Origin of the sequence: Nocardioides iriomotensis (assembly GCF_004168035.1) — a bacterium.
GTDB lineage: Bacteria > Actinomycetota > Actinomycetes > Propionibacteriales > Nocardioidaceae > Nocardioides_B > Nocardioides_B iriomotensis.
The window spans coordinates 259,243-273,408 of sequence record NZ_SDPU01000032.1 but is presented as its reverse complement, the minus strand read 5'-3'; the positions used below and the strand labels follow the sequence as shown (position 1 = coordinate 273,408).

General features: G+C 75.1%; 13 protein-coding genes. 5 read left to right on the top strand and 8 right to left on the bottom strand.

Annotation, left to right across the window (positions count from 1 at the left end):
- Positions 1 to 190 precede the first annotated feature (190 nt).
- Genes ETU37_RS18385 through pheA form a run of 3 tightly spaced genes read right to left on the bottom strand, consistent with a single transcriptional unit; the run spans position 191 to position 2,537 of the window.
- Positions 191 to 1,159, bottom strand: coding sequence for a glycosyltransferase (locus tag ETU37_RS18385; RefSeq protein WP_129988779.1), 969 nt, complete (start codon positions 1,157 to 1,159; stop codon positions 191 to 193).
- Positions 1,156 to 1,575 (bottom strand): DUF4446 family protein, encoded by a 420-nt coding sequence (locus ETU37_RS18380; protein WP_129988778.1) that lies wholly within the window; start codon positions 1,573 to 1,575, stop codon positions 1,156 to 1,158. Before ETU37_RS18380 ends, ETU37_RS18385 begins: the two co-directional genes overlap by 4 nt.
- 23 nt (positions 1,576 to 1,598) lie before the next feature.
- Positions 1,599 to 2,537, bottom strand: coding sequence for a prephenate dehydratase (gene pheA, locus ETU37_RS18375; protein ID WP_129988777.1), 939 nt, complete (start codon positions 2,535 to 2,537; stop codon positions 1,599 to 1,601).
- A gap of 24 nt (positions 2,538 to 2,561) precedes the next feature.
- On the opposite strand from pheA, the gene larB reads away from it, so the two are divergent.
- The 4 genes from larB to ETU37_RS18355 are packed head-to-tail and all read left to right on the top strand — an operon-like array spanning position 2,562 to position 6,331.
- The gene (gene larB, locus ETU37_RS18370) at positions 2,562 to 3,257 is read left to right on the top strand and encodes a nickel pincer cofactor biosynthesis protein LarB (RefSeq protein ID WP_240755819.1); all 696 of its coding nucleotides are present in this window, start codon (positions 2,562 to 2,564) and stop codon (positions 3,255 to 3,257) included.
- The gene (gene larC / locus ETU37_RS18365) at positions 3,254 to 4,459 is read left to right on the top strand and encodes a nickel pincer cofactor biosynthesis protein LarC (RefSeq protein ID WP_129988776.1); all 1,206 of its coding nucleotides are present in this window, start codon (positions 3,254 to 3,256) and stop codon (positions 4,457 to 4,459) included. The genes larB and larC overlap by 4 nt, the downstream gene beginning before the upstream one ends.
- Positions 4,450 to 5,064 (top strand): TMEM165/GDT1 family protein, encoded by a 615-nt coding sequence (locus ETU37_RS18360; protein ID WP_129988775.1) that lies wholly within the window; start codon positions 4,450 to 4,452, stop codon positions 5,062 to 5,064. Before larC ends, ETU37_RS18360 begins: the two co-directional genes overlap by 10 nt.
- 43 nt (positions 5,065 to 5,107) lie before the next feature.
- On the top strand, positions 5,108 to 6,331 hold the full coding sequence (locus ETU37_RS18355; RefSeq protein ID WP_129988774.1) for an arginine deiminase: 1,224 nt from the start codon (positions 5,108 to 5,110) through the stop codon (positions 6,329 to 6,331).
- Between the two features lie 239 nt (positions 6,332 to 6,570).
- On the opposite strand, the gene ETU37_RS18350 is transcribed toward ETU37_RS18355, so the two are convergent.
- From ETU37_RS18350 to ETU37_RS18330, 5 genes are all read right to left on the bottom strand, one after another.
- Entirely contained in the window at positions 6,571 to 7,527 is a 957-nt protein-coding gene (locus ETU37_RS18350; RefSeq protein ID WP_129988773.1) for a DUF5926 family protein, read from the bottom strand.
- Between the two features lie 59 nt (positions 7,528 to 7,586).
- Positions 7,587 to 8,000 carry an ATP-binding protein gene (locus ETU37_RS18345; RefSeq protein ID WP_165372596.1) on the bottom strand — a complete coding sequence of 138 codons (414 nt, stop codon included), beginning with the start codon at positions 7,998 to 8,000 and terminating at the stop codon, positions 7,587 to 7,589.
- A gap of 104 nt (positions 8,001 to 8,104) precedes the next feature.
- Entirely contained in the window at positions 8,105 to 8,920 is an 816-nt protein-coding gene (locus ETU37_RS18340) for a glycerophosphodiester phosphodiesterase family protein (protein ID WP_129988771.1), read from the bottom strand.
- Between the two features lie 40 nt (positions 8,921 to 8,960).
- Positions 8,961 to 9,791, bottom strand: coding sequence for an NAD-dependent protein deacetylase of SIR2 family (locus ETU37_RS23325; RefSeq protein ID WP_165372595.1), 831 nt, complete (start codon positions 9,789 to 9,791; stop codon positions 8,961 to 8,963).
- A 131-nt stretch (positions 9,792 to 9,922) separates the two neighbouring features.
- Entirely contained in the window at positions 9,923 to 10,642 is a 720-nt protein-coding gene (locus ETU37_RS18330) for a hemerythrin domain-containing protein (RefSeq protein ID WP_129988770.1), read from the bottom strand.
- Between the two features lie 134 nt (positions 10,643 to 10,776).
- Between ETU37_RS18330 and ETU37_RS18325 the strand changes: the two genes are divergently transcribed.
- The gene (locus ETU37_RS18325; RefSeq protein ID WP_165372594.1) at positions 10,777 to 14,154 is read left to right on the top strand and encodes an ATP-binding protein; all 3,378 of its coding nucleotides are present in this window, start codon (positions 10,777 to 10,779) and stop codon (positions 14,152 to 14,154) included.
- Positions 14,155 to 14,166: the final 12 nt, after the last annotated feature.

Genomic DNA, 14,166 nt, shown 5'->3' with positions numbered 1-14,166 from the left:
CTGCACGACGTCCTCGGCCGACTGCACGTCGTCGACGAGCAGCACCGCCAGCCGCACCAGACCCAACCGGTGCGCGGCGTACAACGCCACCGGGTCCGGTGCCGTGTGCGTCATCGTGGTCATCACTTCCCCCGTCGTCTGCCTTCACCTGCTCAGACGCCCGGGATGTCGGGGGGTTGCTCGGCCGGGCTCAGTTTCTCGCGAAGTCCCCGAGCAGCGGTACGACGTCGGCGGGGGCCGGCATCGCGCGCAGCTCGTCGCGCAGGGCGGCCGCGGCCTCCCGCTCCGGGGCGTCGGGGGCGAGCAGCCGGCGCACGGCGTCCCCGACCGACGCCGGGTCGACCACCGCGGCGCCGGTCTCGGCGAGCCGGCGCGCGTTGACGTGCTGGTCCGCGCCCTGCGGGAGCACCACCTGGGGCAGGCCGTGCTCGAGGCAGCCGAGCATCGTGCTGGTGCCGCCGTGGTGGACGACCACGTCGGAGGCGGCCAGCACGGCGGGCTGGTCGACGTGCCGCCCGACGGCCTCGACCACGTCGAGGTCGAGCCGCGCCAGGTCGCCCCGGACCCGGGCGACCACGTCGTCGATCCCGGCCGCGACCGTCCCGAAGGTCACGAGGACCCGCGGCCGCTCGTCCCGCGGAGGCGCCTCGCCGCCGTCGCCCCAGGCCACCGAGCGGAGGTCGACGACGGGGACGTCCGGCGCCGGGAGCACCCGCAGCGAGGGTGGCAGCGGCTCGACGAACGCGCGGTCGGCCGCGACGGGTCGCCAGTGCCCGACGTCGAAGGCGACCGACGGCACCCCGGCCAGCTCCGCGGCGACGGCGGCGCCTGCGTCGGTCGCGTCGTGCACCACCAGGTCGACCGGCTCGTCGGCGAGCCCGGCGGCCAGCGCGGCGGCGTGCCGGTCGGCGTCGGCGGCGCCGAGCACGGCCCGGGAGAGCACCATCGCGTCGGCGTCACGGTGCGACCGGACGGCCGCGACGTCGCCGCCCGGGGCGTCCCCGTCCCACGCGGGCAGCGGGACGCGTCCGACGTACGCGCCGGGGACGCGGAACCGCACGTCGTGCCCGGCGTCCCGGCAGGCGAGGGCGAGCGGGACCATCGGGTGCACGTGCCCACGCAGCGGCAGCGCGGTGAGGAGCAGGCGCAGCCGGCTCACGCCGTGCGGGCGAAGCGGATCGCCTCTTCCTCCTCGGGCGAGAGCTGCTGGTCGCAGCTCCAGTCGGTGACGCCCTTGGCGTAGGTGCGCGCGTCGCTGCGGCCGTGGATGGACGTCAGCACGACGCCGTTGCCGGTGTCGTCGAGCAGGGCCAGCGACCACGAGAGGTGGCCGCCCATGTCGCCGAACGCGTCGTAGCGCACCACGCTCAGGTGCCGCAGCGCGTCGGAGACCTCGGCGCGCAGCGAGTGGACCTCGCCGCGCAGTCCCTGCACGTCGGTGGGCAGCTCGGGAGCCTTGCGGGCGCGCTTGGCCCGGCGGTGGGCGACCCGCGACGCGCGGAGCGCGACGACCAGGGCGGCGGCCGACAGCAGCAGGGTGAGGACCACCAGCGTGACCAGCAACGTCTCGTTCATCGCACGAGATCGTAGGTGGCGGCTCAGCTCCCGCTGCGGAGGCGCGCGAGCCAGGCGGCGGCGTCGAGGAACTCCCGGTCCGACGTGCCCTCGCGGATCGTCGGGGCGACCCCGTCGTGCCGCTCGTAGGAGCCGAGGAACCGGACGTCGGCGCAGACCCGGCGCAGCCCCATCAGCGCCTCGCCGACGCGGGCGTCGTCGACGTGGCCCTCGGCGTCGATCGAGAAGCAGTAGTTGCCCAGCGCCGCCCCGGTCGGCCGCGACTCGATGCGGGTGAGGTTCACGCCGCGCATCGTGAGCTGGTCGAGGATCTCCATCAGCGCGCCGGGGTGGTCGTCGCGCATGAACGCCACCAGCGAGGTCTTGTCCCGGCCGGTCGGCGGCGGGGGCGGGCCCGGCCGCGACACCAGCACGAACCGGGTCAGCGCGTCCGGGTTGTCGGCGATGCCCTCGGCGATCGCCTCCAGCCGGTAGTGCTCGGCGGCGACCGGCGCCGAGATCGCCGCGTCCCACTCCCGGTCCTCGCGGGTCAGCATGAACGCCGCCTGCGCGGTCGAGGTCGTGTGCACGACCTCGGCGTCGGGCAGGTGCAGCGCGACCCACCGGCGGGTCTGGGCGGCCGCGTGCGGGTGGGTGGCCACGCGGCGTACGTCGGACGGCTTCGTGCCCGGCCGCACCAGCACGCTGAACGCCACCGGGACGGTCATCTCGCGCGTGATCATCAGCGCCTCGCCGGTCGCGAGCTCGTCGAGCGTGACCGGCACCGAGCCCTCGACGGAGTTCTCGATCGGCACCACGGCGCCGTCCGCCTCGCCGTTGCGCACCGCGTCGAGCGCGACGGTCACGGTCGAGCAGGGCTGCAGCTCGGCCTTCCGCGCGGCGTGCAGGGTGCGCAGCGCCTGCTCGGTGAACGTCCCCTCGGGGCCGAGGAAGGCGTAGCGGGCGGGCGGGACTCCGGGCATGGCCGCCAGCGTAGTGTTCCCCGCGTGCCCGACCACGCCGACGACCGAGCCGACCCCGGGATCCACGACCTCGGCTACGCCCGGCTCGACACCGACCGCGCACGGCGTACCGGTGACCCCGAGGTCGTGTACGGCGCCGGCAAGACGCCCGAACAGCTCGTCGGCATCCTCCGGACCCTGCACGCCGCCCACCCCGAGCGGGCGGTGCTGGCCACCCGGCTGAGCGACGAGGCGATGAAGGCCGTCCAGTCCGAGGTTCCGGGCGCGGTGCTCGACCTCGAGGCCCGCGCGGCCACCATCGGCCCGCTGCCCGAGCCCGCCGGCACCGTCGCCGTCGTCTCCGCCGGCACGTCGGACGCCCCCGTCGCGGCCGAGGCGGCGCTGACCGCCCGCGTCTACGGGGCCGGGGTCGCCCGGGTCAACGACGTCGGCGTCGCCGGGCTGCACCGGATCCTGGCCGCACGCGCGGACCTCGACGCCGCCGACTGCCTGATCGTCGTGGCCGGCATGGAGGGCGCCCTGCCCAGCGTGGTCGGCGGGCTCACCGGCACCCCGCTCGTCGCCGTCCCCACCAGCGTCGGGTACGGCGCGTCGTTCGGCGGCATCGCGGCGCTGCTCGGGATGCTCAACTCCTGCGCTCCCGGCGTGACCGTCGTGAACATCGACAACGGCTTCGGGGCCGGCGTGTTCGCCGCCCGGGTGGCGAGGAACGCCCGGTGATCGGCTGGGTCGACGCGTCCTCGGGGGCGAGCGGCGACATGCTGCTCGGCGCCCTCGTCGGCGCCGGCGTGCCCGTCGGCGTGATCGCCGAGGCCGTGGAGAAGGTCGCGCCCGAGCACGTCGCGATCGTGCCGGAAGCCGTGTCGCGCAACGGCTTCGCGGCCACCCGCTGCCACGTCGAGGTCGCCGACAGCAGCACCCACCGGACCTGGGCCGACATCCGCGAGCTGCTCGCGTCGGCCGGCCTGCACGAGGACGTCCGGGTGCTCGCGCACGACACCTTCGACCGGCTGGCGACCGCCGAGGCGGCGGTGCACGGCACCAGCCCCGGCGACGTGCACTTCCACGAGGTCGGCGCCCTCGACGCGATCGCCGACGTCGTCGGGGTCAGCGCCGGCCTGGCCCACCTCGGCCTCGGCCGGCTCGTCGTCTCGCCCGTCGCGGTCGGCTCCGGGTCGGTGCGCGGAGCACACGGCGTGATGCCGGTGCCGCCGCCGGCCGTCACCGAGCTGCTCCGCGGCGTCCCGTCGTACGGCGGACCGGTGGGGTCGCCCACCATGGAGCTGTGCACGCCGACGGGCGCAGCGCTGCTCGTCACGCACGCCACCGACTGGGGACCGCAGCCGGCGATGACCGTCCGCGAGGTCGGCGTCGGCGCCGGCGGGCGCGACCCCGCGGGCCACGCCAACGTGCTGCGGCTGCTGGTGGGTGAGGAGGTGGTCTCGACAGGCTCGACCACCCGGGACGGCTCGACCGACCGAGGGGCGGTCGTCCTGGAGACCAACGTCGACGACCTCGACCCGCGGCTGTGGCCACCGGTGCTCGCCGCCCTGCTCGACGCCGGCGCGAGCGACGCCTGGCTCACCCCGATCCTGATGAAGAAGGGCCGCCCGGCCCACACCCTGCACGTGCTGGTGCGCCCCGACCGGGTCGACGCCGTCCGCCGCGAGGTGTTCCGGCACACCTCGACGATCGGGGTCCGCGAGGTCGCGGTCGGCAAGACCGCGCTCGAGCGGGCGATGCGCTCGGTCACCGTCGACGGCGAGCGCATCGCCGTGAAGCTCGCGCTGCTCGACGGGGAGGTCGTCAACGCGCAGCCTGAGTACGAGGACGTCGCCCGCGTCGCCACCAGCACCGGCCGGCCGGTCAAGGCCGTGCTCGCCGCCGCCGTCGCCCGAGCCCAGGAGGAAGCGTGGACCTGACCGTCGCTGCCGTCACCTTCGGCACGATCTTCCTGGTCGAGCTGCCCGACAAGACCTTCATCGCCGCGCTGGTCCTGTCGACGCGGTTCCGGCCGCTCGCGGTCTGGGTCGGTGTCGGTCTCGCGTTCGGCGTGCAGTGCCTCGTTGCCGTCACCGCCGGTGCGCTCGCGACGCTGCTGCCCGACGTGCTGATCGAGTCGGTGGCGCTGCTGATCTTCCTGGTCGGCGCGTTCCTCCTCATCAAGACGGCGCCGGGGGCCGACGCCGAGGAGAAGGAGACCGAGGAGGAGTACGCCGCCAAGGCCGGCAGCGACGACGCGAGGAAGTCCTTCCTCAAGGCCGCGGCCGCGTCGTTCGCCATCCTGTTCGCCGCCGAGTGGGGCGACCTGTCGCAGCTGCTGACGATCAGCCTCGTGACGCGCTACCACGACCACATCAGCGTGTTCGTCGGCGCGTGGGCGGCGCTGCTCGCGGTGTCCGGCCTGGCCGTCATCGCCGGGCGCGTGCTGCTGCGCTACCTGCACCTGTCGGTGCTGCACTACGTCGGTGCGGCGGTGTGCCTGCTGCTCGCCGCGGTCACCGTTTACGAGATCGTCGCGGCCTGACCGACACGCGGTCCGGGGCCGCCGGGTCCTAGGCTTCGGAACCATGAGCACTTCCCACGGCGCCGACAGCGAGGTCGGCCGACTGCGCACGGTCATGCTGCACCGCCCCGGACCGGAGCTGAAGCGGCTGACCCCGCGCAACAACGACAAGCTGCTCTTCGACGGCATCCCCTGGGTCAGCCGCGCGCAGGAGGAGCACGACGCGTTCGCGGAGGCACTGCGCTCCCGCGACGTCGAGGTGCTCTACCTCGTCGAGCTGCTCGTCGAGACGCTCGCCAGCGACGAGGCCCGCGAGCGCGCGATCCAGGGCGCGATGGCCAGCCTGCACCTCGGCGACACCCTGCGGCAGTACCTCACCACCGCCCTGCAGGACCAGTCGCCCGAGGAGCTCGCCGGCTTCCTCACCGCGGGCGTGCGCAACGACGAGGTCCGTGGCGGGCACGGCCTGGTCACCAGCCTGCTCGCCAGCGACGACTTCCTGATCGACCCGCTGCCCAACCTGCTGTTCACCCGCGACTCGTCGGTGTGGGTGCGCGACCGGGTCGCGATCACCTCGCTGGCGATGCCCGCGCGGGAGCGCGAGACCCAGCTGACCGAGCTGATCTACACGCTGCACCCGCGCTTCGCCGGCACGCCCAAGATCCACGGCTGGCAGCGCGAGCACGTCGAGGGCGGCGACGTGCTGCTGCTCGCCCCCGGCGTCATCGCGGTCGGCGTCGGCGAGCGCACCACCCCGGCCGGCGCCGAGCGCCTCGCCCGGCAGGTGTTCGCCGCCGACCTCGCGCACACCGTGCTCGCCGTACCGATCGCGCAGGAGCGCGCGACCATGCACCTCGACACGGTCTGCACGATGGTCGACGTCGACAAGATCGTGATGTACCCCAACGTCGCCGACAGCCTCCGGGCGTACGCCGTCACCTGTGTCGACCGCGCCGGCGACGGCGACGCGGGGCTGGTGCTGCGCACCGCCGAGGCCGAGCCGTTCCTGGTGGCGGCCGCCAAGGCGATGAGCATCGACACGCTGCACCAGATCGACACCGGCCTCGACCCGGTCACCGCCGAGCGCGAGCAGTGGGACGACGGCAACAACACCCTGGCGATCTCACCGCGGGTGGCGGTCGCCTACGAGCGCAACATCGAGACCAACACCCGGCTCGAGGAGGCCGGCATCGAGGTCGTCGCGATCGCCGGCTCCGAGCTCGGCTCGGGCCGCGGCGGCCCGCGCTGCATGTCCTGCCCGGTCGTCCGGGACCCGCTGCCGGCCTGATCCCCGGCTAGGGGCGACGTGGACGGAGCGCGTCCTGCGTGCGGGCAAAGAAAAGGCCCGGCCGTTGCTGACGGGGGATACAACAACGACCGGGCACAGAGAAAAATACGGGGAACGCGGCCCCGGATCAACCGGATCGGCCGAATATGGCACGCGTCACCCAGATTTAATCGTGTGGTCTAGTCCCCCTGCTGCGGATTCCGTGGTCAACCCGGCTCTGCACCTGCGGATTCGATGCCTCACCGGATCGTGAGCTGGCGGTTGGCGAGCCCGCTGCGCGCGGAGCGCTCCTCGGTGCTCAGCGGCGAGTCGTCGGCCAGGGCGGCGTCGAGGTGCTTCCGGAACGCCGCCGCCGGCTCCTCGAGCACCTCGGCGCCGGTGCCGAGCGGCAGGTCCCAGACCGGCACGAGCACGCCGTTGGTGCGGAACATGCCGACGAGCCGCGAGCCCTCCACCAGCGAGTCCTTGCCGGCCGCGTGCAGCCGGGCGAGCGCGCTGAGCAGCTGCTCCTCGTCGTCGTGCGGCATCACCCAGCGCAGGTGCTCCTTGGTGGAGACGTCGGTCCAGTACGCCGCGTCGACCGAGGTCAGCCGGGCGGCCGGGTGGGCCGCCGCGTTGGCCGCCTCCAGCGACGACGCGATCGCGCCGGTGGGGTCGTCGACGTCGGCCACCCAGAAGTCGAAGCCGCGGTGCACGGTGACCTCGAGCGGGTCGTCGGTCAGCAGGTCCTGGAGCCGCGGTCCCTCGGCGGGGGCGGCGGTCAGGCCGACCACGTCGCCGGGCTCGGCGGCGAGCGCCTTCTCCAGGACCGCGGCGAGCTCCCGGCTCGGGTCGCCGAACGCGTGCTGGACCTGCAGGCCGAGCCAGATCGTGCCGTCCTGGCGGACCAGGCCGGGGGCCGCGCCGGGCAGCAGCGAGCAGAGCACGACCGCGCGGTCGGCGTCGGTCACGCCGTCACGCAGCCGCACCGGCGCGGTGGCGGCCGGGACCATCTCGCGCATCGCGATGACGTCGGCCTCGTCGGCCAGGCCGGCGAACGGGCGGGCGACGTACGCCGGAGCCGGTCCGTCGGCGCTGCCGTGGCAGGCCTTGTAGCGCCGGCCAGAACCGCACGGGCAGGGCTGGCGCGGCCCGACCTCGCCGGGCGTGGCGGTCTCCTGCTGGGAGCGGTGCTTGACGCGCGACTTCTTACCCATGGGCAGGACCCTATGTGGCCGGGCGAGGCCGAGGTGCCGCGGGAGTGGGTCGGCGCAGCCTAGATCGCCAGGACGGCGTGCACGGTCGACTGGGCCCGGCTGTGGTCGGACCACCAGGTGACGGCGAGGCTCTCGACGATGGCCATGCCTCGCCCGGCGAGGGCCGACGAGGTGGCCTGGACGGTGCGCGGCTTGGTGCCGCTGCCTCCGTCGGTCACCGCGATCTCGAGACCGCGGGGCTCGACCTGCCAGGTGACGACGATGTCGCCGGCCGGCAGCGGACGGGCGTGGCGCACGGAGTTGGCGACGAGCTCGGAGATGACGATGCGGGCGTCGTCGATGGTCTCGGTGGAGGTGCCGGCCTCCACCAGCCAGGACCGCAGCTTCTGCCGCGCGACGGCCACCGAGGACGCGGCGAAGGGGACGCGCAGCGTGACGGGCGCGCGCCCTGCTCGCAGCGAGCTGGTGCTCACGGGGTTCCCCCTCGGGTGTGGTTCGTCTGTGGTCTGCTGCTCATACTTCCCGCCCCCTCGCGTGACAAACACCCCCGCCGGGTGGCCTCGCTCACCAGGGAGGATCATCGCGCATCACCCGTGATACGGGCCAGGTGGGCCAGGGCCATCTGCGGGCGGTCGGTGATCACGGCCTCCACCCCCAGGTCGACGCAGAGCTCGAGGTCCTGCTCGGTGTTGACCGTCCACACGTGGATGCGGCGGCCCAGGTCGGCCAGCCGGCGGCCGATCCGCGGGTTCTCGCGCAGGAACGCGATGCCCGGCCCGGCGATCCAGTCCTCGGCGGCGAGCTCGCGGGCGAGCAGCCAGGCGTGCTGCCGGTCCAGCAGGAACACCACCTCGAGGTCGGGCGCGAGCTTCTTGATCCGGGTCAGCGCGAGCCAGGAGAACGACATGACCCGCGCCGGGGACCCCTTGCCGGCCCAGCCGAACTCGTCGAGCAGCTGGACCAGCCGCCGCTCGACCAGCCCGGCGTACCGGGTGGGGTGCTTGGTCTCGATCGCCAGGTCGACCGGCCGGTCGTAGTCGGCCACCGTCTCGAGCAGCCGCCGCAGGGTGAGCACCCGCCGGGCGTCGGCGTCGATCTCGGGGGCCTCGTCGTCGAGGTCTGCCCACGGGTTCTTCCAGGCGGCGAAGTCGAGCTCGTCGAGCTGGGCCAGCTTCATCGTGGAGACGACGCTGCCCCGCGTACCGGTGACCCGGTCGAGGGTGCGGTCGTGGACGCACACGAGGTGCCCGTCGGACGTCAGCCGGACGTCGCACTCGAGGCCCTCGGCGCCCTCGTCGAGCGCGCGCACGTAGGCACCGAGCGTGTGCTCGGGGGTCGCGTGGCTCGATCCCCGATGAGCCACGACCTGCGGGCGGCCGTCGGGCTGGCGCATGCGCACATCGTGGCAGGTCAGGCGCCGGGTGCGTCGGATCTCAGGGCGACACCACGGCGCGGGGCGCGAGCACGGCCCAGCTGACGCGGTCGCCCCAGGTCGACGCCGCCCCGACGAACGGCCGCACCAGCTCCACCAGCTCGGCGACGCCGTCGTCGACGCGATTGGCCAGCACCTCGCTCGCGACCCGGCGCGCCGTACCCGCGAGGAAGTCGGCGAGGTTGACCCGAGCGTCGTCGCGCGAGTCGACGAACCGCACCTCGCCGAGCAGCCCGACCGGGTCGCAGAGCGCACGCAGCCGGACGGCGCCGGCCTCGCGGAGGGTGCGGTGCTCGTCGTGCACGACGTCGACGACGACCGAGCAGTCCCGGGACCAGTGGCCGACGACCGCGGCCAGCGCCGGTCCCATCGGGTCGAGGAGGGACGCGCGCTCGCGGGCGCGGAGCAGGTCGTTGAAGGCGGTCAGCACTCCGTCCCAGTCGCCGTCCAGGACGCGGTGGACGTCCTCGGGCGCCGGGTCGTCCGGCCCGTCCAGGCCGAGGAGGGCGAGGAAGCGGACGACGAGCAGGTAGCGCTTCTCCACGAGGTGGACGTGCGCGGCGGGGGTGCCGTCGGCCCAGAACGGACCGGCGGGTCCGAGCAGGTCACGCAGCACGGCGCGGTTCTGAAGGCGCAGCACGACGCTGGCCTTGACCTCCGAGGCCGGCGAGCGGGCCCGGAGCCGGACCTCGTCGAGCCAGGCGGTGGCGACCTCGTGGTCGACCGCGACGCTCGCGTGTGCGAGCACGTCGGTCGTACCACCGACGAGCTTCCCGCCCTCGGAGCCCGACTCGTCGCAGGCGATCTCCACCCGCGTCCCGTGACCCGGCACGAGTCCATCCTGCGCGGCGACGGCCGGCGAGACCATCGAGTTTCGCTCGAAGGCGCCTCAGGGCGGACGCCTCCCGATATCGGTAGTCCGAACGTGACCTATGGGTCACTGCTGGGCTACCGATATCGGTCTCAGGCGTGGCGGAAGGCCTGTGCCTCGCCGCGCTCGAACCGGGGACGGAGCAGCCGGAGCATGTGCTTGAGCTGCGGGGCCGCGCCGCCGAGGAACCGCGTCACCACCTCCTCGGGGAGTCCGGCCATCGCCCACGGCAGGATGAACGGGATCCGGCGCAGCGGGTAGGCCTTGCCGGCCGCCTTCTCACAGGAGTCGAACTCCTCGGCGGACAGCAGCACCTGGATGAGCGGCAGCGCGCCGGTCTCCTCGTGGCGCAGGTGGTCGAGCAGGCCGGCCCGCAGGTCGGTGATCCGCACGTCGAGCGCGTTGCGGTGGTCGGCGCACGGGTGGTCGACCATCGACGCGAAGCCTTCCGTGCAGGCGGCCAGGGCGGGGTCGATGGTGTCGTGCTCGGCCTCCATCGCCTCCAGCGTCTCGACCGACTCTGCGTCGCCGCGCTCGCGGGCGTGCCCTAGCACCAGCGGCCAGATCGACTCGTCCTCGACCCGGTGGTGGTGGTGCAGCACCTCGGTGAACGCCGCCCACCGGCCGGCCAGTGCCTTCCAGGTCGCCCGGTCGCCGAGCGGCGTCTGCCGTACGGCGGCCTCGAAGCGCGCCAGGTCGCGCCGGAAGGCGTGGTGCATGACGTACATGCCGGCCTGGTCGTGCGGGCCGTCGGCGACGTGGGTCTGGCCGGGCAGGTCGAGCTGGACGGGGTGGGTGGTGGGCGTGCTCATCGGGTGCTCCCTGGTCGATGCGGTGTCGGTGCGGTGACACCGACTCTGCGTCCGGGCGCTTGAGCCGTCCTTGGGCCCGCCTTGGAGGCGGGAATTCGCCGCCGCGGGACCGGCCGGACGTCTAGCGTGTGCCCGTGCGCTGGTACGTCCTGGGGAGCCTCCGGGTGGAGCGTGCCGACGGGGACGGGGCGGGTCCGGTCGACGTCGGCGCGCGGAAGTCGCGCGCGGTCGTTGCGGCCCTGGCGCTGACCCCGGGCCGGCCGGTCAGCGCCGACCTGCTGGCCGACCTGGTCTGGGCGGGCGAGCCGCCGAAGGCGGCGCACGGCACCCTGCACTCCTACATCTCCGGGCTGCGCCGCGCCCTCGAGCCCGACCGGGCCGCCCGTTCGGCGGCCGCGGTGCTGGGCACGACCGACCACGGCTACGTGCTGCACGCCGAGCGCGGGGCCGTCGACGCGCACCGGTTCGCCGACGCCGTGCGGTCGGCCGAGCGGGCGCTGGCGCCGCTGGCCACCCAGCTGGCGACCGGCCGGTCGCCGGCCTGGCCCTCCCGCGCGGAGGTCACCGCCGCCGTCGACGTGCTCGACGAGGCGCTCGGCCTCTGGGCCGGGGAGCCGTACGCCGATCTGCCCGACCACCCCGACGTCGCCGCCGAGCGCGCCCGGCTGCACCAGCTCCGCGCCTCCGCCGAGGAGCTGCGGTTGCTCGGGCTGCTGGCGCTCGGCGAGCACGCCAGTGTGCTGTCCGCGACCGAGGCCGCGACGGCCTTGCAGCCGCTGCGCGAGCGGCTCTGGGCGCTGCACGCGCTCGCGCTGACCCGGGCCGGTCGTCAGGCCGACGCGCTGGCGAGCCTGCGCCGGATCCGGGAGCTGCTGGCCGACGAGCTCGGCCTCGACCCCGGCGCGGAGCTGCGCGACCTCGAGCGGGCGATCCTCCGCCAGGAGCCCGCCCTGCTCGACGTGCTGCCGGCCGACCCGGCGGCGCCGGCACCCGCGCCGGCCGCGCCCGTCCTCCCCCCGACCGAGCGCGCCGAGGTGCCCGCGACCCGGGTCGCCGACCGGGCCGTCCTCCACGGCCTGCTCGACCGGGCCGGCGGCGGCAGCACCGCGGCGGGCCTGCTGGTCGGCGAGCCCGGCATCGGCAAGAGCTGGCTCCTCGCCGACCTCGCCCGCGAGGCCGAGGCCCGCGGCGTCTCCGTCGCCGTCGGCCAGTGCTCGCAGGACGACGGCGCCCCGCCGCTGTGGCCGTGGCTGTCGGTGCTGCGCGCCCTCGACGTTCCCGGCGCGCACGAGCTGACCGACCTCCCCGCATCCTCGTCGGGCGGGGAGAGCCCGGCGGCGGTGGCGTTCCAGACCTGGGACCGGGTCGCGACGGCCGTCCTCGACGCCGCGGCCACCCGGCCGCTGCTGGTCGTGCTCGACGACCTGCACTGGGCCGACGACGCGACGCTGCGGACGCTGCGGCACCTGCTCTCGGTCGCCCCCGAGCACTCCCGGCTCGCCCTGGTCGCCTCCCGGCGCGCGCACCCCGAGCCGACCGGGGCGCTGGCCGAGGTGAGCGAGACGTTCGCCCGCCGCCACGCCACCCGCCTCGACCTGGCCGGGCTCGACGTCGCCGAGGCCGGCCGGCTGGTCCGCGACGTCGCCGGCGACGCCGTACCGGAGCGGGACGTGGCCGCGCTGCACGCGCGTGCGGAGGGCAACCCGTTCTTCCTCGTCGAGCTGGCCCGGCTCGGCGGCGACTCGGCCGCGGTGCCGGCGACCGTCCGGGACGTGCTGGCGCGGCGCCTCGACCAGCTGCCGGCGGGCGCCCTGGACACCCTGCGGACCGCGGCCGTCGTCGGGCGGAGGTTCCGGCTGGAGACCGTGGCGTCGGCGGCCGGTACCGACGAGGAGGCGGTCGCCGACGACCTGGAGACCGCGCGGCTCGCGGGGCTCGTCGTCGACGTCGACGCGGGCCTCTACCGGTTCGCCCACGCCCTCACCCACGAGGCCGTGCTGCTGACGCTGCCGCCGACCCGTCGGGCCCGCGCGCACGCGGTGGTCGCGCACGCGCTGGAGTCCGACGCGACCGTGCGCGCGCTGTACGCGCCCGACGAGCTCACCGCCGAGCTCGCCCGGCACTGGCTCGCCGCCGGCCCCACCCACGCGACCAGGGCGTGGGCCGCCGCCGACGCGGCCGCCACCCAGGCGCGCCGGCTGTCGGCGTACGGCGAGGCGGCCCGGCTGCGCGAGGCGGCGGTCGACGCGCACCGGAGGACGCCCGGGGCGGAGCCGGCCGACCGCTACGGCATGCTGCTCGACCTCGCCCGCGACGCGGCGTACGCGGCCAACTGGTTCCTCGTCGTCGACTCGGCCTTCGAGGCGATGGCGCTCGGCCGCGGGCTGGGCTCGCCGGAGAAGGTCGCGAGGGCGGCGGAGTCCCTGACCTACTACTGCGTCTGGACGCCGCACGAGTGGGAGGAGGTCTTCGAGGACGCGATCGACGACTTGCGCTGGGCGCTGGCCGCGCTGCCCGAGGAGGACTCGGAGGCCCGCTGCGTGGCGCTGGTCGCGCTCGCGGCGGAGCTCTACTACGACCACGAGGCCTCGGCCGAGCGGGCCGCGCTCGTCGACGCCGGTCTCGCGGTCGCCCGCCGGCTCGGCGACCCGCGGGTGCTCTGGTGGGCGACGCGTGCGGGCTGGATCGCGAGCTGGCGGCCGGAGCGCACGCACGACCGGATCGCCTGGTCCGAGGAGGGGCTCGCGGCCGCGCGGGCGCTCGGCGACCCGGCCGCGGAGGCGGTGTCGTTGCTCGCCCTGGCGACCGACCACCTCGAGATGGGCAACCCGGAGGGCTGGGACCGGTACGCCCGGGAGGCCGAGCGGATCGGCGAGCGCGAGCGGCTGCCCTACGTGCTGTTCACGGTGTCGTTCGTGGAGCTGAACCTCACCATGCTGCGCGGCGACGCGGCCGGGGTGGCGACCCGCCTCGCGCTCATCAGCGAGGTGGCGCCGCAGGTGGCGCTGCCCGCGCGTGACATCGTGCCGGCGGTCTACGGGATCATCGCGAGCCTGTGGAGCGAGGACGTCGGCCAGTTCGTGCCGATGGTGCCGCTGCTGACCCACCAGACGATGTCGTACCCGACCGCGCACGTCGTGCTCGCACGGGGCGGCGCGGTCGACGAGCTGCGCGAGGGGCTCGTCCGGTGGCAGTACCACGAGGCTGACCAGACCTGGCAGACATTGCTGTCCTACGCGTTCGAGGCGGAGGCCGCGGCCGCCGCCCAGGACGCCGGGCTCGCCCGCCGCGCGCTCGACCGGCTCACGCCGTACCTCGGCCGGATGGCGGTCGGGGGCGTGGCGATGGCGGTGGGCCCGGTGGACGGGTACGCCGCGCTGGCGGCGGCGACCTGCGGCGACCGGGCGGCGGCGACGGCCTGGGCCGACCGGGCGGCGGAGCTCGCGGAGGCGTGGCGGCTGCCGGTCTACGCGACGTGGCTCTCCCGGCACCGCGAGCGGCTCGGCATCTAGCCGGGTCCAAGC

Coding starts and splice junctions, on each gene's coding strand:
- ETU37_RS18350 (WP_129988773.1), bottom strand. CDS start 7,527: ATGGGTAAGAAGTCGCGCGTCAAGCACCGCTCCCAGCAGGAGACCGCC.
- ETU37_RS18355 (WP_129988774.1), top strand. CDS start 5,108: ATGAGCACTTCCCACGGCGCCGACAGCGAGGTCGGCCGACTGCGCACG.
- ETU37_RS18380 (WP_129988778.1), bottom strand. CDS start 1,575: ATGAACGAGACGTTGCTGGTCACGCTGGTGGTCCTCACCCTGCTGCTG.
- pheA (WP_129988777.1), bottom strand. CDS start 2,537: ATGCCCGGAGTCCCGCCCGCCCGCTACGCCTTCCTCGGCCCCGAGGGG.
- ETU37_RS18340 (WP_129988771.1), bottom strand. CDS start 8,920: ATGCGCCAGCCCGACGGCCGCCCGCAGGTCGTGGCTCATCGGGGATCG.
- ETU37_RS18330 (WP_129988770.1), bottom strand. CDS start 10,642: ATGAGCACGCCCACCACCCACCCCGTCCAGCTCGACCTGCCCGGCCAG.